The following is a 26,091-nucleotide window of genomic DNA, read 5'->3' on the forward strand; positions in this document are numbered from 1 at the left end:
CAGGTTCCGCGGGTTCAGCGGTCGGTGAACCCGCAACATCTGCCACGGCGGGGCACAAATGGACACAAGGGCACAGAAAGGCACGAGGCCGGCACGGGGGTGGGTGCGAACCGGGCCTGAAAGGCGCACAGGGCGCACGAGGCCGGAACCGGGCACGAAAGGCGCACGAGGCGGGCGGGGGACGGGCACGGGGCACGGTAGTGTGCATCCACGCAGGCGCCGGAGAGACCAGGCGTCGAGAAGGGGAGCACCGTGGCATTCCAGTCGTACCTCGACAACATCGAGACCAAGACCGGCCTCACGCCGAGGCAGTTCATCGAGCTCGCCGCCGCGCGCGGATTCGGGCCGGAGACCAAGGCGACGCCGATTCTGGAGTGGCTGAAGGAGGACTACGGCCTCGCGCGCGGCCATGGCATGGCGCTCGTGCACGTCATCACCAAGGGGCCGAAGATCAGCGACAAGCACGTCGGCAGGTCGGGCCCGCACGGCGACGCATCCGACACGCTGTGGCTCGATGGGCAGGCGACGAACCCGTCGAAGGCCTGACCGCACGTCCTCGTCGCTCGTTCCGGTCGCGATTTCTGCCGTCTTGACGCTCCGTCAGCGGCACAAATCGCGACCGGAACGGCATTCGAGGGGCAAGCCCGGGAGGCCAAACCCCCGGGGGTCCCGGAGGCGAGCCCCGGGAGGGCGAGCCCCGAGGGGGCCGGGGAGTCAGTCGGACGGGGAGGCGGCGTCCTCGACGTCTTCGTCGCGCGGACGCGGCTCGCGGGATGCGCGGCGGCCGTAGATCTCGCGGGATGCGTCCGAGAGCGGGCGGCGCAGGAACAGCATCGAGATGCTGATGCCGATGAGCGCGGCGAACAGCGCGGCGAGCCACCAGAACTCCCGGAAGATCGGGAAGAAGAACCAGAGGACGCCCAGCGGGACCAGGAACGCGAGAAGCCGCAGCACGGAGTACACGAGCAGGGGCGGAAGCTTCACCCGTCCAGTTTAGGCGTCGGGCGTGAGGCGTCCGCTGTGAGAGGTCGATGCGCGGGCAGGGCACCCTCGATGTGCGGGCTGAGCGCTCTGCCCTCCCACCCGTCCATCGGGACGGCAACGGGACGGCAACGGGGCGGGCATCCGGAACGGGGCCGCCGCCGCGGGGCGCGCCTAGACTGGAGGGGTGACGCGGTTTCTCTTGGTCGGCGGCTTTCTGGCCGCGGTCTTCTGGATCTTCAGCATCGTCGACTGCTCTCTGCAGCCGGCGGCGCGTCACCGTGGCGTGTCCAAAGGGGTCTGGATCGCGATCGTCGTGCTCATGCCGGTGATCGGTGGGATCCTCTGGTTCACGATCGGCCGTTCCCGCGGCGGTGAGCAGACGCGCGACCTGTACGTGCCCCTCGACGACGACAACGGCCACCTGCGCCGGATCAGCGAGGCCGAGCAGGAGCGCCGGATCCGCGACCTGGAAGCCGAGCTGGCGCGCCTCGACGACCCCCGCGAGGGCGACACGCCGAGCGAGCGCGCGTGACCGGAACCGCGGGAGCCTCCGTTCCCGCGCCTTCCGTCCCGGCGACAGAGGCCGCCGCGGCGCTGCTGGCAGGCCTCCTCTCCCACGGCGTCCGCGATCTCGTCCTCTCACCGGGCTCCCGTTCGCAGGCCCTCGCTCTCGAGGCGACGGCTCTCGCCCGCGCGGGCGCGCTGCGGGTGCACGTCCGCATCGACGAGCGCGTCGCCGCGTTCACTGCCCTCGGCATCGCACGGGAGAGTGGCGCGCCCGTCGCGGTCCTGTGCACGTCGGGCACGGCGGCGGCCGGATTCCTCCCCGCCACGATGGAGGCCTTCCACGCGGGGGTGCCGCTGCTGCTCCTCACCGCCGACCGCCCGCCCGAGCTCCGGGGCATCGGGGCCAACCAGGCGACGGCCCAGCCCGGGATGTTCGCGGCCTGGGTGCGGTTCGCGACCGACGCGCCCGTCCCCGGAGACGCCGGGCCGGAGGCCTTCACGGACCTCGCCGCGGCCGCCGTGTCGGCGGCGGTCGGGGCAGACGGGACCGGAATCGCTGGCGTCGCCGGCCCGGTGCACCTGAACCTCCCGTTCCGCGCGCCGCTCTCGGGCGGCCGAGGCGCCGGGGACGGTCCCGAGCACGGCGGGCCGGGCGCGCAGAGCGTTCCTGAGACCACCCCGCACGGCCCCGTCCCAAACATCGCGCGGGAACCGTCGTTCGCCCTGCCCCGGGGGCCGCGCACGGTCGTGATCGCGGGCGCGGATGCGGGCGCCGATGCCGAGGAGCTCGCGCACGCCGGCGGCTGGCCGCTTATCGCCGAGGTCGTGAGCGGTGCCCGCTTCGGCCGGCAGATCGTGCACGGCTACCGTGGACTGCTCCTCGATCCGCTGCTGGGCGGACGGATCGAGCGCGCCGTCGTGTACGGGCACCCCACGCTCAGCCGCGAGGTCCCCGCGCTCATCGCCCGGCCCGATGTCGAGGTGGTCGTCGTCCATCGCGGCGGCGAGCTCCTCGATCTCGGGCGCGCGGAACGCCCTGCCCGCGGGGTCGCGGCGGTGTCCGTGGAGGCGGGAGCCCCGGATCGCGAGTGGCTCGGGGAGTGGATGCGCGCATCGGCCGCCGCCGCGGCGACCGCGTCCGCCGCGATCGGCGACGTCCCGCCGCCGGATGTCGACGGGCTCGGATCGACGGACGTCGCCACGCGGCGCGACGCGGTGCGGGCCGAGCTCGCGGCCGTGCGTCGCCCGATCGACCGGGCTGTCCTGGTCGACGCGGTGTGGCGGGCGACCTGGCCGCACGACCGGCTGGTCTTCGGGTCCTCCCGGCTCGTGCGCGTGGCCGACGCGCTGCTGGGCGGCAAGCGCGTCCCGGTGCACGCGAACCGGGGCCTCGCCGGCATCGACGGCACGATCGCGACGGCCACCGGCATCGCCCTGGCGAGCCAGGCCGCAGGGGCACCGGGGGCGACTCGGCTGCTCCTCGGCGACCTCGCCTTCCTGCACGACGTCGGGGCGCTCCTCCTCCCCGCCGACGAGCCGGCCCCACGGCTGCAGGTGATCGTGGGGAACGACGGCGGCGGCACGATCTTCGACGGGCTGGAGGTCGCGGACTCCGCCCCGCAGGCGGACCTCGACCGTGCCTTCTACACCCCCCAGTCGGTCGGGCTGGAGCACCTTGCGGCGGCGTACGGCTGGGAGTACCGCCGAGTGGCCACCCGATCCGCGCTGGACCAGGCCCTCACGGCCCCCCTTACGGGACCGCAGCTCATCGAGGTCCCGCTCCCGCGCTGAACCTGGCTCCCGGGGACGGGCCGAATCGGCAGCGCCGCGCGGCGGAGGCCGGGACCGTAGGGCAGGATGAGGGCATGAACGCACAGGGATGGACCGCCGACGCCGCCGATGTCCTCCGCGCCGGGCCGGGGTTCCGGCTGGCCGACGTGGATCCGGACGCGACCCCCGGCTACGGCGGGGACAAGAGGAGCGGGGCGAAGGACCTGGAGGTGGGCCGGCAGCGCCTCGGCGATCTGCAGGAGCGCCTCTTCGCCCGCAGTCGCGTCGGCGAGACGGACGACGCCGTCCTGCTCGTGCTGCAGGCGATGGACTCGGCCGGGAAGGGCGGGATCGTGCGGCACGTCGTCGGCGGCGTCGATCCCCAGGGCGTCGCGCTCGCCGCGTTCAAGGCCCCGACCCCGGAGGAGCGGGCGCAGGACTTCCTCTGGCGGATCGAGAAGCGCCTGCCCGAGCCGGGCTTCATCGGCGTCTTCGACCGCTCCCACTATGAGGACGTGCTGATCGGGCGGGTCCGCAGCCTCGCGTCGCCGGAGGAGATCGACCGGCGCTATGACGCGATCGCGGAGTTCGAGGACCGCGTGGCGGCATCGGGGACGCGGATCGTCAAGGTCATGATGCACATCTCCCAGGACGAGCAGAAGACGCGTCTCATGGAGCGGCTGGACCGCCCGGAGAAGCACTGGAAGTTCAATCCCGGTGACGTGGACGAGCGGCTGGTCTGGGACGATTACATGGCGGCGTATCAGACGGTGTTCGAGCGGACGTCGACGGATGCGGCGCCCTGGCACGTGATCCCGGCGAACCGGAAGTGGTACGCACGGCTCGCGGTGCAGGAGCTCCTGCTCGCGGCGCTGCAGGACATCGATCCGCAGTGGCCCACCGCGTCCTACGACGTCGAGGCCGAGCGGAAGCGGTTGGCCGCCAGCTGACATCCTCGCGGCCGGTTGAATCACTTTCGCCGGCTGACCGATTCGCTTTCGCAGGCTGATCGTCGCGCACCGGCGCGCGGTCAGGCCATCGCGTCGACGATCGGGCGGAACTTCACCCGGGTCTCCAGGAGCTCGGCCTCCGGGTCGCTGCCGGCGACGATCCCCGCGCCCGCATAGGCGGTGATCGGGATCAGCCCTTCGTCGGCGCCGAGCGGATCGCCGAACTGGGCGCAGCGCAGCGCGATCGCCCACTCGCCGTCCCCGTCACCGTCCACCCAGCCGACCGGTCCCGCGTAGCGGCCGCGGTCGAAGGGCTCCAGCCGTCGGATCGCAGCGACGGCGGCATCGGTCGGCGCCCCGGCGACGGCCGCGGTCGGGTGCAGCGCGCCGACCAGGTCGAGGGAGGACTGCCCGTCGGTCAGCTCGCCCTCCACGTCGGTCGCGAGATGGAACAGGTTCGGCAGCTTCAGCGTGAACGGCTGCTCGCTCGCGGCGAGCGTGCGCGTGTGCGGGCGGAGCGAGGTCAGCACGCTCTGCACGGCGTACTGGTGCTCGTCGAGGTCCTTGGTGCTGGAGGCGAGGGCGGCGGATGCGCGGGCGTCGGCGTCCGCGTCCGCGCCGCGGGCGGTGGTCCCGGCCAGCACGCGGGCGGTCACGGTGCCGCCGTGGGAGGTGACCAGGGTCTCGGGGCTCGCGCCGATCAGCCCGTCCACCGCGAACGCCCAGGTGTCGGGATAGCCGGTCGACAGCGCGCGGACGAGCCGGCGCAGGTCGGATCCGGAGGGGACGGTGCCGACGAGGTCGCGGGCGAGGACCACCTTCCCGTACTCGCGGGCGGTGATCTCCTCGACCGCGGTGCGGACCGAGTCCTGATAGCCCTGCGGGGACTGCGCCCCGGGGCCGAGCGTGCCGGACCAGTGCTCCCCGTACCCGCGCCCCCCGTCTGCGCGCCCCCCGTCTCCGTGCCCCCTGTCTCCGTAGAGGAGGGCTTCGGTGCGGGACTCCGAGACGGGGTCGGCGGCGTCGGCATCCCGGATCCGCGTGATCCAGGAGCGTCCGCGATGGCGGCCGATGACGGCGCGCGGGACGATGACGACGCTGTCCTGCGCCGATCCCTCGTCGAACACGAGCGCGCCGAAGCCCACCAGCCCGGTCCCCGGGAGATGCAGCGGGTCATCGACGTCGGCACGGGATGCGAGCTCGCGCCAGGCGTGGGCGAGGACGGAGGTGCGCGACGCCGCGGCGCCGGCGGAGACCCGGAGCTCGGTGACGGACTCGGCGCCGATCGCGACGATCCCGTCGCCGCGGCGCAGCCAGGCGAGGGGGCGATCGGGGTCGGCATAGGGGAGGAGGTCGTCGACGGGATCGATCTCCCGTGTCTCCACGACCAGGGCAGTGCTCACCCGTCCAGCCTAGACTCGCCGGATGAGCACTGCGCGCCCGCGGCACGGGGCAGGGATGATCGTCCAGTGGCGCAAGTGGGACGGCTCGCCGCACTGGCGCCATGAGTGCGTCTATCTCGGATCGGACGTCTGGGGGGACTGGGTCGGTCAGCCCGTCGGGTGGCGGAGCGCGCGTCCGGGAGCCGCGTTCGTCGCCGAGGGCCCGAACGTCACGCTGTTCCCGGCGAGCGGGGATCTCGCGCTCACCGTGTACCGCGACCACCCCCACGGGATGCGGATCTACATCGACCTCGGCTGGGAGGTCCGCTGGGGCGGGACGGACGGCGCGGAAGACAGTGCGGCCGACCCGCTGCTCGTGACCGGGATCGACATGGACCTCGACGTGGTGCGGGTCGAGGGGGAGCGCGGCACCTGGATCGATGATCGCGACGAGTGGGACGAGCATCGGATCCGCTACGGATACCCGCCGGAGGTCGTCGCCCGTCTGGAGGCGCTCGCGCTCGACCTCGAGCACCGCGTGCGCGCGCAGGAGCCGCCGTTCGACGACGCCGTCCCGGACGCGTGGCTCGACCGTCTGGAGGCCCTCGGCCTCGATCGCATCGAGCGCGTAGACATCGAGCGCGGACATCGAGCCGTGGACATCGAGCCGTAGACTCGGAACCGTGACCTCGAACGAGCCCAACCGCGCAGATCTCGGCAAGAACCCGGCGCAGGTGAGCGGCATGTTCGACCAGGTCGCCGCGGGCTATGACCGCACCAACGTCGTCATGACCTTCGGCAACGACGCGTTCTGGCGGGCGGCCGCGACGCGAGCGGTCGCGCCCAAGAAGGGCGAGCGGATCCTCGACCTCGGCGCGGGCACCGCCTCGTCCTCCGCATCGCTCGCCGGCAGCGGGGCCGAGGTCGTCGCCGCGGACTTCTCGCCCGGCATGCTCGCCGAGGGGCGTCGCCGCCACGGGCATCTGCCGAACCTGAGCTTCGTCGAGGCCGACGCGACCGACCTGCCGTTCGGCGATGACGAGTTCGACGCCGTGACGATGTCCTACAGCCTGCGGAACGTGCACGATCCGAAGAAGGCGCTCGCCGAGCTGTTCCGGGTGACCAAGCCCGGAGGGCGGCTCGTCGTCAACGAGTTCTCCACCCCGCCCAGCCCGCTGTTCCGCGGCCTCTACCGCTTCTACAACGCCCGGGTCCTGCCCAGGGTCGCGCGGCTGGCCGGCACCAACGCCGAGGCCTACGACTACCTCAACGAGTCGATCCGCGACTGGCCGGACCAGGCGACGCTCGCCTCCTGGATCCGGGCGGCCGGCTGGACGGAGGTCGCCCATCGGAACCTCTCGATGGGGATCGTCGCCCTCCACCGAGCGATCAAGCCGGAGCTATGAGCGGGCCGCTCCCGCCCGGATCAACAGACCTGTCCGCGGCCCTGCCCGTGTCTCTGTCCGTGCCCCGATCGTCGATCGTGTCGTCATCTCCGTCGCGGAGGACCGAGACCGCCGGCGCGCCCAGGTAGGCTGGAAGACGTGACTTCGAGCCCCCCCGCTTCGGGTTCGCGCCTCGCGAGCCGACTAGGCTTCAGCGACCGCGTGTTCGTGGGGCCGGCCGCACGGCGCCTCGCGCGCGAGATCGAGGCGGGTCTCGACCTCGTCGAGGAGGGGCTCGCGGAGGACCTGCGGGTCGCCGACTCCCTGGCCGACGCGGCGAGCCGGTACCTGTACCTGGCCGGCGGCAAGCGCGTGCGCCCCGTGCTGGCGCTGCTGACCGCCCAGCTCGGGAAGGGCAACGTCCCCGCGGTCATCGACATCGCCAAGGCGCTGGAGATGACGCACCTGGGCTCGCTCTACCACGACGACGTCATGGACGGCGCCGATCGGCGCCGCGGTGTCCCCGCCGCCCACGCGGTGTGGGGCAACAACGTCGCGATCCTCACCGGCGACATCCTCTTCTCGCGGGCGAGCCAGCTCATGTCCCGCAACGGCGACCGCGCGATCCGGCTGCAGGCCGACACGTTCGAGCGCCTGGTTCTCGGGCAGATGCACGAGACGGTTGGACCGCAGCCGGGCGATGACCCGATCGAGTTCTACATCCAGGTGCTCGCCGACAAGACCGGTTCCCTGATCGCCGCCGCGACCGAGGCCGGCGCGATCTTCTCCGGCGCTCCCGAGGAGTACGGCGAGCCGCTGCGCGTGTACGGCGAGAAGGTGGGCGTCGCCTTCCAGCTCCTCGACGACGTGATCGATCTCTCCGCCAACCCCGACGACACGGGGAAGGTCCCCGGCACCGACCTCAGGGCGGGGGTCCCGACGATGCCGTCGCTGCTCCTCGCCGCAGAGATCGACCCCGACTCCGTCGCCCTCTCCGCGCTGATCGACGACGGCGTCGCGCGGATCGCGGACGGCGCCGACCCCGCGATCCTCGACGAGCCGCTCGCCCGGCTCCGGGACCACGCGGTCACCGGGAAGACGTTGGACCTGGCGCGCGCCTGGACGCGCGACGCGATCGATGCGCTCGGCCCGCTGCCGAAGGGGCCGGTGCGCGACGCCCTGGTCCGCTTCGCGCAGTCGCTGGCCGACCGCAGCAGCTGACCCGGAAGGAAACCATGACCAAGCTCAGGCTTGCCATCGTCGGAGCCGGCCCCGCGGGCATCTACGCGGCCGACATCCTGCTCAAGGCCGAGCGTCGCTTCGACGTCTCGATCGACCTCTTCGAGCAGCTCCCCGCGCCCTACGGCCTGGTTCGCTACGGCGTCGCCCCCGACCACCCGCGCATCAAGGGCATCATCACGGCGCTCCGCGACGTGCTCGACCGCGGCGACATTCGTCTGTTCGGCAACGTCCGCTTCGGCGAGGACATCACGCTCGAAGACCTCAAGCACCACTACAACGCGGTGATCTTCGCCACCGGCGCCGTGAACGACGCCGCCCTCGACATCCCCGGCATCGACGCGGTCGGATCCTACGGTGCGGCCGACTACGTTAGCTGGTTCGACGGGCACCCCGACGTGCCGCGCGAGTGGCCGCTGGACGCGGCGTCCGTGGCCGTGGTCGGGAACGGGAACGTCGCGCTCGACGTGTCCCGGATGCTCGCCAAGCACGCGGAGGACCTGCTGGTCACCGAGGTCCCGGAGAACGTCTACGAGGGGCTGCGCGCGAGCGCGGTCACCGACGTGCACGTGTTCGGGCGCCGCGGCCCCGCGCAGGTGAAGTTCACGCCGCTGGAGCTGCGCGAGCTCGGCGAGCTGCGCGATGTCGACATGGTCGTGTACGACGAGGACTTCGACTACGACGAGGCGTCCCGCGACGCCGTGGCCAGCAACAAGCAGGTCATGGTCATGGACCGCATCCTGCAGTCCTGGCGCTCGCGGCCGGCGGTCAACAACGCCGGCGGCGAGGCCTCCCGGCGTCTCCACCTGCACTTCTGGGCGCGCCCGGTCGAGGTGCGCACCGACGAGGCCGGCCGCGTCGCCGCCCTCGTCTACGAGCGCACCCAGCCCGATGGGCAGGGCGGCGCCGTGGGCACCGGCGAGCTGCGCGAGGTCCCGATCCAGGCGCTCTACCGTGCGATCGGCTACTTCGGCTCACCGCTTCCCGGAGTCCCCTTCGACAAGAAGCACGGCGTGATCCCGAACCGCGAGGGCCAGGTGCTCTCGAAGGACTCCAACCAGCGCGTCTCCGGCATCTACGCCACCGGCTGGGTCAAGCGGGGTCCCGTCGGCCTCATCGGACACACCAAGTCCGATGCGATGGAGACTGTTCGGCACCTCATCAACGACCAGGGGTCGTGGTGGCAGCCGGAGGACCCGTCGGAGGAGGCGATCCCCGCGCTCCTCGCCGAGCGCGGCGTGCGCTGGACGGACCTGGACGGCTGGCACCGCCTCGACGAGCACGAGATCGCCCTCGGCACGCCGCAGGAACGTGCCCGGGTGAAGGTCGTGCCGCGCGAGGACATGGTCCGCATCTCCCGCGGGGAGTAGCCGCCCGCCCGGCTGGGTGCGGAGGCGGGGTGCGCCACCGCCGTCCGATCGGTGTCGTCAGATCGGTGTCGTCCGCCTGACTAGCATGGAGTCATGGAGAGGACGAGGGCGATCCGCGCGGCGCGCGGCGCGATCGCGGCGACGCTCGCGACCTTCGTCGCCCTCCTCTCGCACGTCGGCGGGGGTGGTGCGATGCCGGGCTGGCTCGGTGTCGTCGTGCCGTGGGTCTTCTCGATCCTGGTCTGCGTGCCGCTCGCCGGGCGCCGGCTGTCCGCCGTCCGGCTGGGCATCGGCGTCGCGCTGAGCCAGGCGCTCTTCCACGTCCTCTTCGTCCTCGGAGCCGGCTCCTCCGCGGGGCTCGTGGGCGTCGGCCATCACGGCATGATCGCCCTTCCCGCGGACAGCGTCTCGACGACCGCCTCTACGACCGTGCCCGCCTCCCTGACCGCGCCCGTCTCGCTGGAGGGGCTGCTGTGGGGGGACGCCGCGATGTGGACGGCGCACGTCCTCGCCGCCGTCCTCACGATCGCCGCGCTGCACCGGGGCGAGAGCGCCGTCCGGCGTCTCCTGACGCTCGCGGCGGAGACCGGGTCCTGGATCGAGCGTCAGGTGCTGGCGATCGTCCGCGCCTTCGCCGGCCCGCTCCTGGTCGCCGGACCGCGCCGGCTCTTCGACGCCGAGACCGCTGTTCCCCGCGTCCTCCGGGCCGCTCATCTGTCCATCGTCGTCCGTCGAGGCCCTCCGCCCGCGTCCGTGTGATCGTTCGCCGCCGCCCATCGTGAGGCGGTCGGCCGATCTCCGCCCTGTCCGGGCGGAGAGATCCGCGTGCGCGACTCCTCGGAGCGCGCCGCCCGCACGCCACTGCGCAGGCAAGGCCCTCCTCCGTCTCGACGGGCCAGGAGGCCGCTGCGCACGACACGGCCGCCGTCGCGGCGGCCGGGAGAAGACAGCATGGACCACACCGTTTCCCCCCTCCATCCGACCGCCGCCGATCGCGCGACCGCACCCCGCGCGCGGCGACGAGGACGCCTCCGCGCGGCCCTCGCCGGCATCGCCGCCGGTGTCCTCGTCGTGCTCGGCACGGCGGTGCCCGCGTCCGCGCACGACACGCTCCTGTCGAGTACGCCGGCAGAAGGCGCGGTGCTCGACACCGCGCCGACAGAGATCGTCCTCACTTTCTCGGGCAACATCCTGCCAGGGACCGCGATCGTTACGGTTACCGATGCCGCCGGCGTCGATTATCACCAGGGTGATGCCGTGGTCTCCGAGACCACGGTCACCGTGGGCGTGAAGGCGGGCCTCGCGAACGGGGCCTATGAGATCCGCTGGGCGGTGACCTCGGAGGACGGTCATCCGATCTCAAGGATTACGCCTTTCTCGATCGCGGGCGCTGCGGCAGCAGGGCCCTCCGCGGCCCCCACACCCGCACCGACCTCGCCTGCGACCGGCGCTCCGTCCGCGGACCCCGCCACCGCGGCGCCCTCCGATGCCGGGGCGAAGACCCCGACGACGGCTCCGACCTCGGCGCCGCAGGAGGGCTCGTCGACGGGACCGATGCTCGCGCTCGTGCTCTCCGGCGTCGCGGTCCTCGCCCTCGTCGCGGTCATCGTCGTGATCCTGCTGCGCCGTCGCGGCCATGCCACCGGAGCCGCAGGCGCTGATGGCGCCGGCTCTGATGCTTCTGGTCCTGATGCCACAGGGCAGGACTCCACCGGCCGGAGCTGATCCGGCCTTCCCTTCAGGGCTCCGCCGCATCGGCCGGGCCCTACCGGGCGCGCCGTGATCGCGGCAGCCCCGGATCCCCTTTCGCGGGTGCGCACGTCCGTGCGCCCGCCCGCCTCATCGACCCCGAAAGAACGAACCATGAACGCCAACGACCGCACCCAGACCATCTCCGCCCCTATCGGCTCCCTCCCCCTCACCCCCACCGCCCCCCACGTCCGCACCGCCCGCACCGCCCGCACCGGTCGGGTCGCGCGTGCCGGCGGGGTCGCCGCCGTCCTCCTGCTCGCGCTCTCCGGATGCGCGGGCACGGCCGGCGCCGCCCCAACGCCCTCCGCCTCGTCCGCCACGGCCGCGGCGGGGATCACGGTCACCGACGCCTGGGTGAAGGCGGCGGACTCCGGGATGTCGGCGGCCTTCGGCGAGATCGAGAACACCGGCTCCGCGGACGTCACGCTCGTCTCCGCGGAGACCGCCGTCTCGCCGATGGTCCAGCTCCACGAGACGACCGCGAACGAGTCCGGCCAGATGGAGATGCGCGAGAAGGACGGCGGATTCGCGATCACGGCCGGCGGGACGCTGACCCTCCAGCCCGGCGGGGACCACATCATGCTGATGGGTCTGGCCGCACCACTGAAGGCCGGTGACGAGGTGACGCTCACCCTGATCTTCTCCGACGGGTCATCGAGCACCGTCACCGCGCCGATCAAGGACTACGCCGGCGCGAACGAGACCTACTCCGACGAGCACTCCGGCCACGGCGGCTCGGGCGGATCCACCGGGTCCGACCGATGACCGGCGGCTCCGCGGCGCGGAGCGGCGCGACCCGGCGGCAGTTCCTCCTCGGAGGGGCCGTCGCCGGGGCCGGCGCCGCCGCGGCGATCGGGACCTCCCTGCGCCCTGCCGACCCGGCGGCGGCCGCAGCCGATCCGCAGCCCCCGCACGGCGGGGAGACGGTCGACTTCCACGGCGCGCACCAGGCCGGGATCGCGACGCCGGCCCAGGCGCACGCGGTGTTCCTCGCGCTGGACCTGCGCGAAGGCGTCGATCGGGACGGCCTCCGCCGGCTCATGCGCACGCTCAGCGACGACGCCGCGCGCCTCATGCGCGGGGCGGGGGCGCTGGCCGACACCGAACCGGAGCTGGCCGCCGCCCCGGCGCGGCTCACCGTCACGTTCGGGTTCGGGCCGGGACTCGTCGCCCGCGCCGGAGGGGAGTCCCCGGGTTGGCTGAGGCCGCTTCCGGCCTTCGGGATCGACCGGCTGCAGCCCGAGTACGGCGACGGGGACCTGCTGCTGCAGATCGCTGCGGACGATCCGCTCACCGTCGCCCACGCCGCGCGGATGCTGCTGAAGGACGCCAAGGGCGCTGCCCGTGTCCGCTGGCGGCAGCAGGGGTTCCGCCGGGCGTATGGCACGGAGGCCCCCGGGACCACCATGCGGAACCTCTTCGGCCAGGTGGACGGCACGGTGAACCCGCGTCCGGGGACGGACGACTTCGACCGGGTGGTCTGGATCCGCGAGGGCTGGCTGGCAGGCGGCACCGGCATGGTCGTCCGGCGGATCCGGATGGACGTCGAAGGCTGGGACCGGATCGATCGCGCCGGCCGGGAGCAGTCCGTCGGGCGCCGGCTGTCCGACGGGGCGCCCCTCACCGGGAAGGCCGAGCACGACGAGCCCGATTTCGACGCGCTCACCCCGGTCGGGTTCCCCGTGATCCCCGCCTTCTCGCACATGCGCCGCGCGCGCAGCGACGATCCGCGGGAGCGGATCTTCCGCCGCGCCTACAACGACGACATTGCGCCGAGCGGGGAGGAGATCTCCGAGTCGGCGCTCGTGTTCGTCTCCTTCCAGGCCGATGTCGACGCGCAGTTCGTGCCCCTCCAGCGCCGGCTGGACGAGCTGGACCTGCTCAACACCTGGACGACGCCGATCGGCTCCGCGGTGTTCGCGATCCCGCCCGGGTGCGAGAAGGGGGGATGGATCGGCGAGACCCTGCTCGGCTGAGCCCGCTCTGCTGGCCCGTTCGGCTGGGCGCGCTCGGCTGACTTGGCTCGGCTGGGCGTGCCCGGCGCCCGTTCGGTCGGGCGGCGGTGCGGGATACGCTGGCGTCATGGACGGGTCTGCGAGCGGCGAGGGGTGGGTGCCGGACGTCCTCGGGGACGAGTTCGAACGGCTCACCCTCCCGCTCGGGGCCGATGACGAGGGCGAGGTCGTCGCGACCCTGGTCCGCGCGCTCCCGCGCCGCACGCTCCGGCAGCGGGTCTTCGGGGATCGGCGGCCCCTCGCCGACGTCGATGTGCTCTACGTGCACGGCTGGTCGGACTACTTCTTCCAGAAGCGGCTCGCCCGGTTCTGGACGGCGCGCGGCGCACGCTTCTTCGCCCTCGACCTCCGCAAGTACGGACGGAGCCTGCGCCCCGGTCAGACCCCCGGGTACATCTCGGGCCTGGACGAGTACGACGCCGACATCGCCGCCGCGCTCGCCGCAGTCGGGATCGTCTTCCCGGACGGCGGGAAGCCAGAGGCGCACGCGCAGGCGGAGACCGACGAGGGAGAGGTCGCTCCCGCCGCCGCCCCCGACACCGTGCCCCCGGCCCGGACGCGGCGGCTGGTGGTGCTCGGCCACTCCACCGGCGGGCTCATCCTGAGCCTGTGGGCGGCGCGGCACCCCGGGGTCGCGGACGCCGTGATCCTGAACAGCCCGTGGCTGGAGTTCCAGCTGCCGCGCCTCACCCGGGAGACCATCGCGCCGCTCGTCGGCCTGCAGGCGCGGTACCGCCCGCTCGAGCGGGCCCCGCAGCTGGACCTCGGCTTCTACACGAGGGCGCAGAACGAGGTCGCCGATCCGGATGACCCGATGGACATCGAGCTCGGATGGCGTCCCGAGCAGACGATGGCCGTCCACGCCGGCTGGCTCCATGCGATTCTCGCAGGTCACGCGGCGGTGGCGGGCGGGATCCGGATCGATGCCCCGGTGTGCGTGCTGCTCTCGGCGCGCAGCGCTCTGCCGACCGCGTGGTCGGAGGAGCTCACGCGTGTCGACAGCGTGCTCGTGGTCGACGACATCGCGCGCGCGGCCCTGAAGCTCGGCCCGTCCGTCACGATCGAGCGGATCGACGGCGCGCTGCACGACGTCTTCCTCTCCCGGCACGAGTCCCGGGACGAGGCGTACGAGCGTCTCGGCCGGTGGGTCGCCGGCTGGGCCGCCGCGCACCCCCGCTGAGCGTCGGGGCCTCCGTCGCCGTGCCCGCGATGGGTGTCGGGGACGGCTGGGTAGGATTGGGCCATGGCCGACAGCTCATTCGACATCGTGTCCAAGGTGGATCACCAGGAGGCGGACAACGCCCTCAACCAGGCCCGCAAGGAGATCGAGCAGCGCTACGACTTCAAGGGCACCGGAGCGTCGATCGCGTGGAGCGGCGAGCAGATCGTCATCACCGCGAACGGCGAGGAGCGGGTGAAGGCGGTGCTGGACGTCTTCCAGACCAAGCTCATCAAGCGCGGCATCTCGCTGAAGAGCCTGGAGTCGGGCGACCCGGTCGCCAGCGGCAAGGAGTTCCGCCTCGTCTCCACGCTCAAGGACGGGATCTCCTCCGAGAACGCGAAGAAGATCGGGAAGATCATCCGCGACGAGGGGCCGAAGTCGGTGAAGTCGCAGATCCAGGGCGACGAGCTGCGCGTGCAGTCCAAGAGCCGGGACGACCTCCAGGCCGTGATCGCCCTGCTGAAGGGCTCCGACCTGGACATCGACCTGCAGTTCATCAACTTCCGCTAGTCGCCGCGCCCGGCGCGACCCCGGCCCTGGCCCTGCGTGGCTCACGGTGCTGTCTCGTGCGAGCCAGCGGACGGCCGAGAACGGTCGGGCGCTCGAGATCAGGAGAGGGCTGAGCGCCCTCGGCCCGGCAGCCTCGCCGCGCCGAGGGCGGTGATCCTGGCCGTGACCGCTGCGCTGCCGGCATCGACGACCGTGACGACGACATCAGCGACGCGAGTCGCAATGCCCGCGATGCGAGCTCTGATAGCCATGCCCGCGATGCGAGCCTTGATAATCCTGCCCGCGCTGCGAGCACCGATGGTCATGCCCGCGATGCGTGCCTTGATCGACATGGTCACGGCGCGAGCGCCGACGGTCTTCCCCGCGACGCGAGCTTTGATCGTCGTGCCCGCGATGCGAGCGCGGGTCGCCATGCTCATGGCGTGAGCGCGGATCGTCCTGCCCGCAGTGCGAGCGCCGATGGTCATGCCCGCGAGGCGAGTCCTGAGCGCCCTGTCGGATCCGGTCAGGCGGTAGCCCGCGCACCGGAGCGCGGCGACCCCCAGAGCGACGGCGAGCAGCGCCGACCACAGGGGCACGAAGCCGAGCTGGAGGATCACGATCACCGAGCCGATGCCGAGGACGACCGCCGCCGCGATCCGGGTCGTGCTGGTGATCGGGCTCCGTTCGAGCCGGATGCGGCGCTCCACCGTCCGGGCGAGTGCGAGGAACGGCAGCAGGGTCAGCCCGATCACCGCGAGCACGACGGGCCGGGTGATCCACCAGGCCGCGGAGAACGTGTCCGGCAGGGGCACGGCGGCCAGGAGCATGACGGCGACCACGGTGGCGAGCGCCGTCATGTGCCAGAGGTAGATGACCGTGCTCCGTACGTTCACCCAGTCGACGACGGCGCTCATGCGGGCGCCGGAAGCAAGGCGCGTGAGGGCGGAGTGGGCGAGAAGGAGGGCGGCGAACTGTCCTGCCCCGAGCACGACCAGTGCGATGCTGGCCGGGTTGTTTCCCGCCAGGAGCAGATCGGCCGGGTAGCCGAACGCCGTGGTGAGGATCATGAGGCCGGCGACGGCGCCGACGATCATCAGGACCGCGGTGCGGCGGCGGAGGCGGAACGCCGAGCCGTCGGCGACGAAGAAGCCGAGCTGCTGCATCGCGAGCCAGACGAACGCGTAGTTCCACAGCGCCACGCCGTCGCCGAGGGGCACGCGGGCGAGGTCCACGCCGATCACGGCCACGACGAGCAGCGCGAGGGTCAGCCGGGGGCTGCGCCGGTGGGCCGCGTGCATGATCGGCACGAGCGCGGTGACGAGGAGGTAGACGCCGAGGAACCACAGCGGTCGGCCGATCCAGTAGGAGCCGTCGGCGATGAGCGTGGCGGGGGTGCCGGCGAGGGCGGCGATCCCCAGCAGCGCGCCGACGATCGCGAACATGATCAGCCCGGGGATCAGCAGGCGTCCGATCCGCTCGGCGGCGAAGTCACGGCCGGTGGCGCCGCGGGAGCGCATCCGTTCCCACAGTCGTGCCGACGCGAAGCCGCCGACGATGAAGAACAGCGGCATGACCTGGACGATCCAGGTGATCGGGCCGAACCACGCCTGGTCCTGGATGGGCGTCCCGATCTCGACCCGACCGTCCGACAGGGTGATGCTCGCGACGAGCAGATGTAGGACGACGACCAGGAGCACGCTGCCCGCGCGGAGCAGGTCGATCACGGGATCCCGACGGGAGCCGGCGACGGAGGGCGCCTGGGAGGGGAGCGGGGAGCGCGCCTCAGAGGGTGCGCGGGAGGGGAGGGAGGGAAGGGAGGGTGCCGGGGCGAGGGCGGACACGATGCTCCGATCGGTTCGGGCCGGCCGGGTGGCGGGCGCTGCCCTGACCGTACGGACGAAGCCTCCGTGGGTTCATCCCCCGCCGGTACCCGCGACCCCCTACCGCCGTACCGTTTCCTGGCCCTGGCCCTGGCCCTGGCCCTGGCCCTGGTCCTGGCCCTGGCCCTGGCCCTGGCCCTGGTCTTGGTCTTGGTCTTGGTCTTGGTCTTGGGGCGGTCCGGTGGTGGCGCCCATGTCCCACTTTCTGTTGTTCCTCACCGATCCAGGAACAGTTTCTGGGACACGCCCCGCCGAAATGGGGACAGGGGGCGCCGAAAGGGGGACATGGCCCAGCCAGCCAGCCAGCCAGCCAGCCAGCCAGCCAGCCAGCCAGCCAGCCAGCCAGCCAGGACAGGGCCAGCCGGCCAGTCAGTCAGCAGGGCAGGGCCGGGGGTCAGGCGCCGGGGAGACCGCGCTCGCCGGGGGCGATCAGCCCGGTCTCATAGGCGAGCACGACGGCGTGGACGCGGTCGCGGAGGCCGAGCTTGCCGAGCACGCGGCTCACATGGGTCTTGGCGGTCTGCTCGGCGATGAAGAGCCGCGCCGCGATCTCGGTGTTCGACAGGCCCTCGGCGATCAGGGCGAACACCTCGCGCTCGCGGTCGGTGAGGTCCGCGAACACGGCCCCGTGCTCGCGGGGGCGCGGGGTCGACTGCGTGAGCTCGCGGACGAGCATGGTGGTCACCTTCGGCGCCAGCAGCGCGTCGCCGGCGTGCACGGTCCGCACCGCCTCGATCAGCTGCGCCGGGCTCGCGTCCTTCAGCAGGAATCCGCTGGCCCCGGCGCGCAGCGCGTCGAACACGTAGTCGTCCACGTCGAAGGTCGTGAGGATCACGATCCGCGGACGGTGCCCGGAGACCGGGTCGCTGAGGATCTCGCGGGTCGCGTCGATCCCGTTGAGGACGGGCATGCGGACGTCCATGAGCACGACGTCCGGCTGCAGCGCGCGGGTGCGCTGGCGGGCCTCGGCGCCGTCGGCGGCCTGGCCCGCGACCGTGATGTCGGGCTGGGCGTCCAGGATGGCGGCGAGGCCGACGCGGAACATCTCCTGGTCATCGACCACCAGCACCCGGATCGGTCCGGTCATGCGCTCTCCTCGGTCAGCGGCACCTGCACGACCACGGCCCATCCGCGGCCGCGCGGCCCCGCCACGACGCTACCGCCCACGAGGCCGACGCGCTCCTGCATCCCGGCGATCCCGAGGCCGGAGCGACCGGACTGCTCGATGGATCGCGCGCCGGTGCCGTCGTCGATCACCTCCAGCAGGAGCCGGCGCTCACCGCCGGGGGAGCGCTCCTCCTCGAGGATCACCCGGACGTTCGATCCCGGCGCGTGCCGGACGGTGTTGCTCAGCCCCTCCTGGGCCGCGCGGTAGACGGCGAGCTGGACGGCGTCGTCGGGGAGCGGATCGGGCAGGGCGATCTGCGCGGTCACCCGCACGCCGGCCGTCCGGGAGCGCTCCACGAGCTCGTCGAGGTCGGCGAGGGTCGGCTGCGGCGCGGTGAGCTGCTCGCCCTCGTCGCGGAGGACCCCCAGCAGCTGACGCATCTCCGTCAGGGCGCTGCGGGCGCGCACGGCGATCCCGTCGAACTCCTCGGCGACCTCGATCGGGAGGCCGGGGTGGCGGTAGACGGCGGAGCTGGCCTGCATGTGCACGATCGACATGGAGTGGGCGACGACGTCGTGCATCTCCCGCGCGATCCGGCGCCGCTCGGTCGCCCAGCGGACGCGACCGACCTCGACCTCCGTCGCCGCCTGGGCATCGCGCAGCTCTCCTCGGACGATCCGCCACTGCGCGATCCCGATCCCGAGCACCATCACCACCAACGCCTGCGAGGCGACGGCGATGTCGATGCTCCACGCCGGGTCGGCGTCCGGGCGCAGCGCCACCGAGAACAGGGCGGCTCCGAACGCGGCGAGGAACCCGGTGGCGGGCAGCGGCCAGGGCTCGCGCAGGGCGAGTACGAGCAGGAAGGCCGACATCGCGATCATCCCCGGCACCGGCAGCGGCCACGGCGCCCCGGTGCCGGTCGCGGCGGTGAGCGCGACGATCATGATCCCGGCGGCGTGCGCGACGATCGCGAGCCTCGGCATCACCACGGCCAGCGCGATGCTCCCGCACTGCAGCACGGCCCCCGCGAGGGCGGCGACGACCGGGACGCCGGAGATGCTCGCGTTCACGGCGGTGCTCACCGCGGTGAGGACGAGGGCGACCGCGAGGGAGATCCAGCCGAGGGCGGGGACGGTCGGCGGACGACGGGCGGCCGAGGTGCGGATCAGCTGCCATCCCTCGCGGATCCGTTCCTCCGTGTAGAGGCTCACCGGGAGCGGGCTCGCGCTCGCCGGATCCCCGGTCGGAGAGGACGGCTTCCCGCTCGTGTTCTCAGGCATGCTCCGACGCTATTGCCCCGGAGGGCATCGGCGCGTCCCCCCGCCGTCGCATCCCGCCGCTACCGGCGTAGCATCCGCGCGCCGGGGCGGTGCGCCCGGACCCCGGTCGTATCCTCGGTCCCATGGCACGAATCGGCGGACGCAACACGGCGCTCGCGTGGATCGCCGGCATCGTCTGCCTCGGCGTGGTCGTCGGGCTCGGATATCTGGCCGCGCCCATGCTCCCGGCCATCGGCCAGTACCTCGGCGACCTGCTGGCCTCCTGGACCCGCTGACCGCCTGGACCTGCTGACTGCCGTGACCCGCTGACCGCCGTCCGTCGCACCCATCCGTCGACACATCGGCACGCCTCCGCGGGCGGCGGGGGCCGCGGAGATACCCTCGGCATGCACACGTATACGATGCGCGAGGAGCATGCCATGAGTGACCACGAGGGCTCGAAGCCGGTGCAGGGGCACGACGTCGACGACGTGGTGGACAGCGCGAAGGCGGGGCTGGCCGACGCCGAGGCCGCGCGCGCCGGCACGATCGATGACGCGTCGCAGGCCGCCGCCGAGAGCGCGACGGACGGCGCATCCGCCGTCGCGGCCGACGCGACCGCCTCGGAAACGACCACCCCCGAAACGACCGCGTCCGAGGTCGCACCTGAAACCACCTCGCCGGGGACGTCCGCGTCCGCTGCGGGGGACGGGAAGGCGTCCGACGCGCCCGTGTCGGACCACGACGCCGATCTCGCCGCCTTCGCCGAGGCCGAGGCCGCGTTCCCCGGGACCTTCGGCGGCACGTTCACCCCACCGCCGGCCGATCCCGCGAAGACCGCTGACCAGAAGCCGGACCAGAAGCCGGAGGAGGAGACCGCCGTGCTCGCCTCGGCGCCGCCCGCGGCCGCACATGCCGTCGCCGAGCCCGAGGTCGCGACGACCGCCTACGCCCCGCCGTCCGCTGCGGAGCTCGCCGAGACCCGTGTCCTCCCGTCCGAGCCGGTCCTCCCGGCCGACACCGCCCAGGCGCAGCTGCCGATCTTCGTGCAGGCGCCCGAGGCGCCGCGCCCTCGTGGCAACCGCGGGACCATCGCCGGCATCGGCCTGCTCGCCGCGCTCTCGTTCGCGATCCTGTACCTGGGCGCCGCCCTCGGCCTCGGAGCCCTCGAGGGCCGGGTGACCGGCGAGAACATCGGCACCGTGGTGCTCGACCACCTCCGCAGCTGGACCCTCTGGATCCCGACCGCGGTGTTCTTCATCGGCTTCTGGCTCCTGGGCGCGATCATCAACCGCGGACGCTGGGGCTTCTGGGTGATCTTCGGCATCCTCGTCGGGGCCGTCGCGTACGGCGGCCACATCCTGGGCGAGCTGTTCGCCGCGCCCTTCTGGTCGCAGGCCGCAGCGAAGAACCTGGACATCGTCGACGCGCAGCTCCTCGCCCCGCTCGCGATCGTGGCGCTGGTGATCGGCCGCGAGCTCACCGTCTGGTTCGGCGCGTGGGCCGCCCGCAGCGGAGCGCGCAAGAACGTGCGCAACGCCGAGGCCCAGCGCGAGTACGAGCGCGTCCTCGAGGCCGGGCCGCAGCTGCCAGGCTGATCGGCGGAGACATCACGGACGATCGCCGAGAAGACCCCCGAGGGCCGGACCCCCATTCCGGCCCTACGGGGGTCTCTGCCGCCCTGGCCTGGGTCCTGTCGACCGCGTCGTTCTTCGCCCTGTCGATCATGGGGCTCGGGTTCCTCAGCCTGCTCACGGAGTCCGACATCATCATGGTGCCCGGTCTCGGCCAGCTGCCCGGCATCGTCGGCATGGTGCTCGCGGTCGCCGTCTTCGCGCTCACGCTGTGGATGGTCCTCGCCGCCCCGCGGCCGTCCTACGTCTCCACCGTCTTCCTGGCGCTCGGCACCACGCTCGCCCACCTCGGCGGGATCTGGGCGACGGCGCTCGCGGAGGGCGTGGGCGTCGCCAGGGCCACCGCCCCCGTCGGGCATCTCGTCCTCGGCGGCGGCAGCGCGGTGATCGCGTTCGCGGCGCTCGTCGCGGCGTGGGCGGGGATCGCCCTCCGCCGCACGCGCGCCCGGCAGCCGCACTGGCCGTGGGAGAGTCCGGACGAGGACTGATCACCCGCCGCGAATCCACGCGTCCCGGCCATGTGGGACGTACGCTGGGTGCGTGGAGCGCTCATTGGAGACGCAGGTGGACCAGGCCGTCGGGGCCTGGCTCCGCTGGGTGCCGCGCTGGGAGCCGTCCACGCACCGGGGGAGGGTCGCCCTGTGCCGTCGCTGCCTGGGGTCGCCGGTGCTGTCCGCGGCCGGGATCGGCGGCAATGTGCCGCACGGCGTGCAGCACGGCCTGTCCACGCGCATCAAGACGATCGTCGACCACGCCGTGGCGGAGTACACCGCCCGCAACCTGCCGATGCTGCAGAGCGAGCTCGATCAGCAGTCCGCCCGCAACCGCTCGCGCGGCTACCGTCCCGCCGAGGACCTGGACCCGGAGTACGAGGGCATGCCGCTGGACCCCGATCCGGTTCCCGGGGCCCCGTTCCTCTTCACGCTCGCGGGCCTCGCGGACCAGGAGGCGGCGGAGCTGCCGCCCCTCCCGCCGCTGAGCGATGAGGCGAAGGCCGCGCTCCGTCGCGAGGTCGCGCTGGCCGACGAGTACGCGAACATGGTCGGCCGGGAGATCTGCGGCCTGCTGCTCCGCCACCGGCTGCGCGTCCAGGCCGCGATCTCGGAGTATGTCGAGCCGCAGATCGAGGCGATGCTCGCCGAGCTGACCGAGGCGCTGGACTCCCCGTTCGACCCCGACGCGCTCTGACCGGCGCCGCCCCGTCTCCCTCCCGCTTCGGGGCGTTCCTACCTCGGGGCGAGGACGCCGATGGCTGCCCCCTCGGCGTTGAAGACCTGGAGCCCGCCGTCGGTGATGGTCGCGGTGTCGGCCGCGCGGAGCCAGCTGTCGACGCCGACGCAGCCCTTCAACGTCGTGAGGCCGGGCGCGAGCGTGAGCAGGTCGCCCTCGCGCGTGTAGGTGCCGACGAGGTCGTTGCACCCGTCGCTGCCGTTGAACGATCCGTCGGCGCGGAAGGACAGGAAGGGAGTCCCCGGCTGCGTGCTCTGCCACGTGGCGTCAAGCCCGAGGCCACCGGAGCCGGACGAGGTGGATCCGGGGGTGGAGCCGGGGGCGGGCGAGCTGGCGGCGGATCCGGTGGCGGACGGCTCCGGAGCCTCGGAGGGCCCGGCCGGCCGGGCGGCCGCGCAGGCCGTCAGAGCGGTTGCCGCAAGCGCTCCGAGGAGCACGAGAGCGGAGGTCTTCATACGCATGGCACCTGTCCCGTCGAGGAGCGGAAGCCCCTCATCGAGCCACAGAGTACCCGAGCGGCCTGGTAGGCCCATGATGAAAATTGTTCCATTTACGTCATCTTGACTACCGAATCCGACGCTCGTGGGTTACCGTGAACAAGCTGTGCCTTAGCTGTGAGGTTCGGGCTCAGCACTTTCCGGGGGGCTCGTGATGAGCGCCGAAGAGGACGAACGAGGAATCTGACACGTGAAGAGAACAAGTAGGAGACTGCTGACGCTGTCGGCAGTCGGAGCAAGCGCAGCGCTCGCGATGGGAGGGATCCTCGCGGTCCCGGCCATGGCGACGACCGTCGAGACGGCGAACGCGCCGGTGGACGGGACCGGTTACGACGAGTTCGCACTGGGGCTGCTCAAGGCCGATTCCGCGATCGTCTCGGTGGGGCAGAACGAGCAGGGCGACGTCGTCGTCACCCGGGACAAGGACAAGGAGGTGTCCGCGGCGACCGCGGCCACCATCGCGTCCTACGCCAACGTCCACCTCGAGCAGGGCGATGAGATCATCGCGCTCTCGCAGGACCAGGTCGTCGGTGGCGCGGGCTACATCAACCAGGAGGAGAGCGCGGTCTGCTCGGTCGGGTTCCCCGCCTGGACCTCCGCCGGAGCGCCGGCCCTCCTCACCGCCGGCCACTGCGGCACCGCGGGTCAGACCGCATGGCGCAGCGCGCCGGTCGACGACGACGCCCCGAACAAGCCGACCGTGCCGGGCGACGCGCAGTACACCCCGAGCGTGCTCGACGCGGCCGCTGCCGGATCGTTCGACTTCTCGATCTACGGCGGGCCGAACAACGACCCCGCAGCGACCGACATCGCCGGCATCACCCTCACCAACGCGGCCCTGCACAACCTCCCGGCCGTGACGGACTGGACCACGTTCGCCAGCAACGACCTCGCGGCTTCCGCGACGCCGGTCACCGCTGTCGGCGAGCCGGTCGTCGGCCAGCAGATCCAGAAGAGCGGGCGCACCACGGGCCTGACCGACAGCACCGTGTCGCAGATCAACGTCTGGGCCCAGGTGTCCGGCAACTACGTCTTCGGCTTCGCGAGCGACGGCGCACCCGGCACGGTCTTCGGCGGCGACTCGGGCGGCTCGGTCTTCGCCGGCGGCACGGCCCTCGGCGTCGTGTCCGGTGGGAACACCGACGGCTCGCTCCTGTTCTCGACGAACCTCGTCAACGCGCTGGCGCAGACGCCGGGCTACACTGTCATGCTCGACCTCGCCGAGCCCGTCGTCACCTCCCCGGCTGCCGGCACCGAGGTGGCGCCCGGCTCCGCGATCACCGGCACCGGCCCCGCAGGCCTGACGCTGGAGTACACGGTCAACGGCGGCGCGCCGCAGACGGTGACGATCCTCGCCGACGGCACCTGGTCGATCCCGGCCCCGGCCGCTGAGGGCACCGCGAACTTCGCCTTCACCGTGACCGACGCCCCCGGCTTCAACCGCTCCGAGACGGTTCCGTTCTCGGTGATCGTGAAGAAGGCGCCGATCGCGCCGCTCGTCATCACCTCCCCGGCTGCCGGATCCACGGTCGTCGGCCCCGACGTGACCATCAGCGGGACGGGCGCACCGGGTGCGACGATCCAGCTCCTGGGCGGCGTGACCGGCACCACGACGGTCGGCTCCGACGGAACCTGGTCGGTCACCGGACCCGCGCCGTACGGCTCTGTCGAGGTCATCGTCACCCAGACCGTCGGCGATGACGTCAAGACCGGGAACACGTCGTTCTCGGTCGCGCCGGCCGCCCCGGCGATCACGTCCCCGGCCGACGGGGCACAGCTCACCGTCGCGCCGTCCGCGATCGCAGGCACCGGCATCCCCGGCGCCACGGTGACCGTCACCCTGGACGGCACGGCGCTGACCCCCGCGGTCACCGTCGGGCAGGACGGCACCTGGGCGGTCGCCGTCCCCGCCGGCCTCGCACTCGGCGGTCACGCGATCTCGGCCGTGCAGAGCGTCGACGACGTGGCCTCGGCCGCGTCCACCTCGGCCTTCGCGCTGATCGAGGCGACCGTGCCGACGCCGCAGCCGTCGACCCCGGCCGGCCCGTCCAGCCCGTCCAACCCCGGTGGCGGCCTCCCCGCGACCGGTGCTGACGGTGGCGCGCTGCTCGGGACGGGCATCGTCGGTGGGGCCCTCGTGGTCATCGCCGGCTCCGTCCTGCTGATCGCCCGGATGCGCGCGAAGAGCGTCGCCGAGTAATCCGCCCCCCGGAAAAGAGGAAGGCGCGTCCCCGCCCGGGGCGCGCCTTCCTCGCGTCCTGGGGGCTGATCGGGCGCGCGAGAGGGCGTGTCGTCGGACTGTATTTGACCCGAGGGTTACGCCGCATTACCATTGATCGGGAATGCGTGTGCCTCGGCGCGCGCGTCCAGGGCGCCGGCACTCGCCGGTTCGCCTCCACGGCATACCCACCACCTCAGCACGTCGGTCCCGGCGTGTGGTGGGTCATGATGTGAAATCCATCACGCTGTCACCGTGCAGCACTATGAGGAGAGAACGTGCCAACCATTCAGCAGTTGGTTCGCAAGGGTCGTTCGCCGAAGGTCTCGAAGACCAAGGCGCCCGCCCTGAAGTCGAACCCGCAGCAGGCAGGCGTGTGCACTCGCGTGTACACCACCACCCCGAAGAAGCCGAACTCGGCGATGCGCAAGGTCGCCCGTGTGAAGCTCCGCAACGGCACCGAGGTCACCGCCTACATCCCGGGCGAGGGTCACAACCTGCAGGAGCACTCGCTCGTGCTGGTCCGTGGCGGTCGTGTCAAGGACCTCCCCGGTGTGCGTTACAAGATCGTCCGCGGTGCCCTGGACACCCAGGCCGTCAAGAACCGTAAGCAGGCTCGTTCCCGCTACGGCGCGAAGAAGGGTTGAGATAGATGCCTCGTAAGGGTCCCGCCCCCAAGCGTCCCGTCGTCAACGACCCGGTCTACGGCGCTCCGATCGTCACCTCGCTGGTGAACAAGATCCTCGTCGACGGCAAGAAGTCGCTCGCCGAGTCGATCGTCTACGGCGCCCTCTCGGGCGTCGAGGCGAAGAACGGCCAGGACGCCGTCGCCACCCTCAAGAAGGCGCTCGACAACGTGCGCCCCACCCTTGAGGTCCGCAGCCGTCGCGTCGGCGGCTCGACCTACCAGGTCCCGGTCGAGGTGAAGCCGCACCGCGCGAACACCCTCGCCCTGCGCTGGCTCGTCAGCTACGCGAAGAGCCGTCGCGAGAAGACCATGACCGAGCGTCTCCAGAACGAGATCCTGGACGCCTCGAACGGTCTCGGCGCCGCGGTCAAGCGTCGTGAGGACACTCACAAGATGGCCGAGTCGAACCGCGCCTTCGCGCACTACCGCTGGTAACAGCCCGCCCGTCCCCGTCGCCCAGCGCGACGGGGACGGGCACCCACACTTCACCTCGTCGAACGACGAAA

At 72.4% G+C, this 26,091-nt stretch carries 27 protein-coding genes; 21 read left to right on the forward strand and 6 right to left on the reverse strand.

Annotation, left to right across the window (positions count from 1 at the left end; all coding sequences use genetic code 11):
* Window positions 1-252: 252 nt before the first annotated feature.
* Entirely contained in the window at window positions 253-546 is a 294-nt protein-coding gene (locus tag J2Y69_RS06365) for a DUF4287 domain-containing protein (protein ID WP_310018709.1), read from the forward strand.
* Window positions 547-714: 168 nt separating this feature from the next.
* Here J2Y69_RS06365 and J2Y69_RS06370 read toward each other — a convergent pair whose 3' ends face one another.
* A complete protein-coding gene (locus J2Y69_RS06370; protein WP_310018711.1) occupies window positions 715-984 on the reverse strand; it encodes a DUF4229 domain-containing protein in 270 nt (89 codons plus the stop codon).
* A gap of 184 nt (window positions 985-1,168) precedes the next feature.
* On the opposite strand from J2Y69_RS06370, the gene J2Y69_RS06375 reads away from it, so the two are divergent.
* The 3 genes from J2Y69_RS06375 to J2Y69_RS06385 all read left to right on the forward strand — a co-directional run bounded on the left by J2Y69_RS06375 (window position 1,169) and on the right by J2Y69_RS06385 (window position 4,211).
* Window positions 1,169-1,516, forward strand: coding sequence for a PLDc N-terminal domain-containing protein (locus J2Y69_RS06375; RefSeq protein WP_310018712.1), 348 nt, complete (start codon window positions 1,169-1,171; stop codon window positions 1,514-1,516).
* Complete coding sequence (menD, locus tag J2Y69_RS06380) at window positions 1,513-3,282, forward strand: 2-succinyl-5-enolpyruvyl-6-hydroxy-3-cyclohexene-1-carboxylic-acid synthase (protein ID WP_310018714.1); 1,770 nt, start codon at window positions 1,513-1,515, stop codon at window positions 3,280-3,282. The genes J2Y69_RS06375 and menD overlap by 4 nt, the downstream gene beginning before the upstream one ends.
* 74 nt (window positions 3,283-3,356) lie before the next feature.
* On the forward strand, window positions 3,357-4,211 hold the full coding sequence (locus tag J2Y69_RS06385) for a PPK2 family polyphosphate kinase (RefSeq protein ID WP_310018715.1): 855 nt from the start codon (window positions 3,357-3,359) through the stop codon (window positions 4,209-4,211).
* Window positions 4,212-4,291: 80 nt separating this feature from the next.
* Here J2Y69_RS06385 and J2Y69_RS06390 read toward each other — a convergent pair whose 3' ends face one another.
* A complete protein-coding gene (locus J2Y69_RS06390) occupies window positions 4,292-5,614 on the reverse strand; it encodes an isochorismate synthase (RefSeq protein ID WP_310018717.1) in 1,323 nt (440 codons plus the stop codon).
* Between the two features lie 22 nt (window positions 5,615-5,636).
* Here J2Y69_RS06390 and J2Y69_RS06395 point away from each other — a divergent pair, with 22 nt between their 5' ends.
* The 10 genes from J2Y69_RS06395 (at window position 5,637) to J2Y69_RS06440 (ending at window position 15,086) form a co-directional block, all read left to right on the forward strand.
* Complete coding sequence (locus J2Y69_RS06395) at window positions 5,637-6,266, forward strand: hypothetical protein (RefSeq protein ID WP_310018719.1); 630 nt, start codon at window positions 5,637-5,639, stop codon at window positions 6,264-6,266.
* A 10-nt stretch (window positions 6,267-6,276) separates the two neighbouring features.
* Window positions 6,277-6,999 (forward strand): class I SAM-dependent methyltransferase, encoded by a 723-nt coding sequence (locus J2Y69_RS06400; RefSeq protein ID WP_310018721.1) that lies wholly within the window; start codon window positions 6,277-6,279, stop codon window positions 6,997-6,999.
* A gap of 138 nt (window positions 7,000-7,137) precedes the next feature.
* A complete protein-coding gene (locus tag J2Y69_RS06405) occupies window positions 7,138-8,199 on the forward strand; it encodes a polyprenyl synthetase family protein (protein WP_310018723.1) in 1,062 nt (353 codons plus the stop codon).
* A gap of 14 nt (window positions 8,200-8,213) precedes the next feature.
* A complete protein-coding gene (locus J2Y69_RS06410) occupies window positions 8,214-9,587 on the forward strand; it encodes an FAD-dependent oxidoreductase (protein WP_310018726.1) in 1,374 nt (457 codons plus the stop codon).
* A 93-nt stretch (window positions 9,588-9,680) separates the two neighbouring features.
* A complete protein-coding gene (locus tag J2Y69_RS06415; protein ID WP_310018728.1) occupies window positions 9,681-10,346 on the forward strand; it encodes a hypothetical protein in 666 nt (221 codons plus the stop codon).
* Between the two features lie 192 nt (window positions 10,347-10,538).
* Window positions 10,539-11,312 (forward strand): copper resistance CopC family protein, encoded by a 774-nt coding sequence (locus tag J2Y69_RS06420; protein WP_310018729.1) that lies wholly within the window; start codon window positions 10,539-10,541, stop codon window positions 11,310-11,312.
* Between the two features lie 138 nt (window positions 11,313-11,450).
* On the forward strand, window positions 11,451-12,104 hold the full coding sequence (locus J2Y69_RS06425) for a copper chaperone PCu(A)C (protein WP_310018731.1): 654 nt from the start codon (window positions 11,451-11,453) through the stop codon (window positions 12,102-12,104).
* On the forward strand, window positions 12,101-13,315 hold the full coding sequence (locus tag J2Y69_RS06430; RefSeq protein WP_310018733.1) for a Dyp-type peroxidase: 1,215 nt from the start codon (window positions 12,101-12,103) through the stop codon (window positions 13,313-13,315). The genes J2Y69_RS06425 and J2Y69_RS06430 overlap by 4 nt, the downstream gene beginning before the upstream one ends.
* Window positions 13,316-13,421: 106 nt before the next feature.
* Window positions 13,422-14,534, forward strand: coding sequence for an alpha/beta hydrolase (locus J2Y69_RS06435; RefSeq protein ID WP_310018736.1), 1,113 nt, complete (start codon window positions 13,422-13,424; stop codon window positions 14,532-14,534).
* 63 nt (window positions 14,535-14,597) lie between these two features.
* A complete protein-coding gene (locus J2Y69_RS06440; RefSeq protein WP_310018737.1) occupies window positions 14,598-15,086 on the forward strand; it encodes a YajQ family cyclic di-GMP-binding protein in 489 nt (162 codons plus the stop codon).
* Between the two features lie 98 nt (window positions 15,087-15,184).
* On the opposite strand, the gene J2Y69_RS06445 is transcribed toward J2Y69_RS06440, so the two are convergent.
* The 3 genes from J2Y69_RS06445 to J2Y69_RS06455 all read right to left on the reverse strand — a co-directional run bounded on the left by J2Y69_RS06445 (window position 15,185) and on the right by J2Y69_RS06455 (window position 19,339).
* Window positions 15,185-16,909, reverse strand: coding sequence for an acyltransferase family protein (locus J2Y69_RS06445; RefSeq protein ID WP_310018739.1), 1,725 nt, complete (start codon window positions 16,907-16,909; stop codon window positions 15,185-15,187).
* Window positions 16,910-17,342: 433 nt separating this feature from the next.
* A complete protein-coding gene (locus J2Y69_RS06450) occupies window positions 17,343-18,035 on the reverse strand; it encodes a response regulator transcription factor (RefSeq protein WP_310018741.1) in 693 nt (230 codons plus the stop codon).
* Window positions 18,032-19,339 carry a sensor histidine kinase gene (locus J2Y69_RS06455; RefSeq protein WP_310018743.1) on the reverse strand — a complete coding sequence of 436 codons (1,308 nt, stop codon included), beginning with the start codon at window positions 19,337-19,339 and terminating at the stop codon, window positions 18,032-18,034. Before J2Y69_RS06455 ends, J2Y69_RS06450 begins: the two co-directional genes overlap by 4 nt.
* 122 nt (window positions 19,340-19,461) lie before the next feature.
* On the opposite strand from J2Y69_RS06455, the gene J2Y69_RS06460 reads away from it, so the two are divergent.
* The 4 genes from J2Y69_RS06460 to J2Y69_RS06475 all read left to right on the forward strand — a co-directional run bounded on the left by J2Y69_RS06460 (window position 19,462) and on the right by J2Y69_RS06475 (window position 22,140).
* On the forward strand, window positions 19,462-19,614 hold the full coding sequence (locus J2Y69_RS06460) for a hypothetical protein (RefSeq protein ID WP_310018745.1): 153 nt from the start codon (window positions 19,462-19,464) through the stop codon (window positions 19,612-19,614).
* A 144-nt stretch (window positions 19,615-19,758) separates the two neighbouring features.
* Window positions 19,759-20,916, forward strand: coding sequence for an ABC transporter (locus J2Y69_RS06465; protein WP_310018747.1), 1,158 nt, complete (start codon window positions 19,759-19,761; stop codon window positions 20,914-20,916).
* A gap of 128 nt (window positions 20,917-21,044) precedes the next feature.
* Window positions 21,045-21,440, forward strand: a complete 396-nt coding sequence (locus tag J2Y69_RS06470) for a hypothetical protein (RefSeq protein ID WP_310018749.1) — start codon at window positions 21,045-21,047, stop codon at window positions 21,438-21,440.
* Window positions 21,441-21,492: 52 nt separating this feature from the next.
* A complete protein-coding gene (locus tag J2Y69_RS06475; protein WP_310018751.1) occupies window positions 21,493-22,140 on the forward strand; it encodes a spermidine/putrescine ABC transporter substrate-binding protein in 648 nt (215 codons plus the stop codon).
* Between the two features lie 38 nt (window positions 22,141-22,178).
* On the opposite strand, the gene J2Y69_RS06480 is transcribed toward J2Y69_RS06475, so the two are convergent.
* On the reverse strand, window positions 22,179-22,637 hold the full coding sequence (locus J2Y69_RS06480) for an META domain-containing protein (protein WP_310018753.1): 459 nt from the start codon (window positions 22,635-22,637) through the stop codon (window positions 22,179-22,181).
* Window positions 22,638-22,869: 232 nt separating this feature from the next.
* Here J2Y69_RS06480 and J2Y69_RS06485 point away from each other — a divergent pair, with 232 nt between their 5' ends.
* From J2Y69_RS06485 to rpsG, 3 genes are all read left to right on the forward strand, one after another.
* The gene (locus J2Y69_RS06485) at window positions 22,870-24,879 is read left to right on the forward strand and encodes a S1 family peptidase (RefSeq protein ID WP_310018755.1); all 2,010 of its coding nucleotides are present in this window, start codon (window positions 22,870-22,872) and stop codon (window positions 24,877-24,879) included.
* Between the two features lie 296 nt (window positions 24,880-25,175).
* Complete coding sequence (rpsL, locus tag J2Y69_RS06490; RefSeq protein WP_013584051.1) at window positions 25,176-25,544, forward strand: 30S ribosomal protein S12; 369 nt, start codon at window positions 25,176-25,178, stop codon at window positions 25,542-25,544.
* Window positions 25,545-25,549: 5 nt separating this feature from the next.
* Window positions 25,550-26,020, forward strand: a complete 471-nt coding sequence (rpsG, locus tag J2Y69_RS06495; protein ID WP_045271034.1) for a 30S ribosomal protein S7 — start codon at window positions 25,550-25,552, stop codon at window positions 26,018-26,020.
* Window positions 26,021-26,091: the final 71 nt, after the last annotated feature.

It is taken from the genome of Microbacterium resistens (assembly GCF_031456305.1).
Lineage (GTDB): Bacteria > Actinomycetota > Actinomycetes > Actinomycetales > Microbacteriaceae > Microbacterium > Microbacterium resistens_A.

Coding starts and splice junctions, on each gene's coding strand:
- J2Y69_RS06425 (WP_310018731.1), top strand. CDS start 11,451: ATGAACGCCAACGACCGCACCCAGACCATCTCCGCCCCTATCGGCTCC.
- J2Y69_RS06470 (WP_310018749.1), top strand. CDS start 21,045: ATGGGGCTCGGGTTCCTCAGCCTGCTCACGGAGTCCGACATCATCATG.
- J2Y69_RS06450 (WP_310018741.1), bottom strand. CDS start 18,035: ATGACCGGACCGATCCGGGTGCTGGTGGTCGATGACCAGGAGATGTTC.
- J2Y69_RS06440 (WP_310018737.1), top strand. CDS start 14,598: ATGGCCGACAGCTCATTCGACATCGTGTCCAAGGTGGATCACCAGGAG.
- J2Y69_RS06480 (WP_310018753.1), bottom strand. CDS start 22,637: ATGAAGACCTCCGCTCTCGTGCTCCTCGGAGCGCTTGCGGCAACCGCT.
- J2Y69_RS06430 (WP_310018733.1), top strand. CDS start 12,101: ATGACCGGCGGCTCCGCGGCGCGGAGCGGCGCGACCCGGCGGCAGTTC.
- J2Y69_RS06420 (WP_310018729.1), top strand. CDS start 10,539: ATGGACCACACCGTTTCCCCCCTCCATCCGACCGCCGCCGATCGCGCG.
- J2Y69_RS06395 (WP_310018719.1), top strand. CDS start 5,637: ATGAGCACTGCGCGCCCGCGGCACGGGGCAGGGATGATCGTCCAGTGG.
- rpsG (WP_045271034.1), top strand. CDS start 25,550: ATGCCTCGTAAGGGTCCCGCCCCCAAGCGTCCCGTCGTCAACGACCCG.
- J2Y69_RS06460 (WP_310018745.1), top strand. CDS start 19,462: ATGGCACGAATCGGCGGACGCAACACGGCGCTCGCGTGGATCGCCGGC.
- J2Y69_RS06435 (WP_310018736.1), top strand. CDS start 13,422: ATGGACGGGTCTGCGAGCGGCGAGGGGTGGGTGCCGGACGTCCTCGGG.
- J2Y69_RS06455 (WP_310018743.1), bottom strand. CDS start 19,339: ATGCCTGAGAACACGAGCGGGAAGCCGTCCTCTCCGACCGGGGATCCG.
- J2Y69_RS06385 (WP_310018715.1), top strand. CDS start 3,357: ATGAACGCACAGGGATGGACCGCCGACGCCGCCGATGTCCTCCGCGCC.
- J2Y69_RS06410 (WP_310018726.1), top strand. CDS start 8,214: ATGACCAAGCTCAGGCTTGCCATCGTCGGAGCCGGCCCCGCGGGCATC.
- J2Y69_RS06415 (WP_310018728.1), top strand. CDS start 9,681: ATGGAGAGGACGAGGGCGATCCGCGCGGCGCGCGGCGCGATCGCGGCG.
- J2Y69_RS06465 (WP_310018747.1), top strand. CDS start 19,759: ATGAGTGACCACGAGGGCTCGAAGCCGGTGCAGGGGCACGACGTCGAC.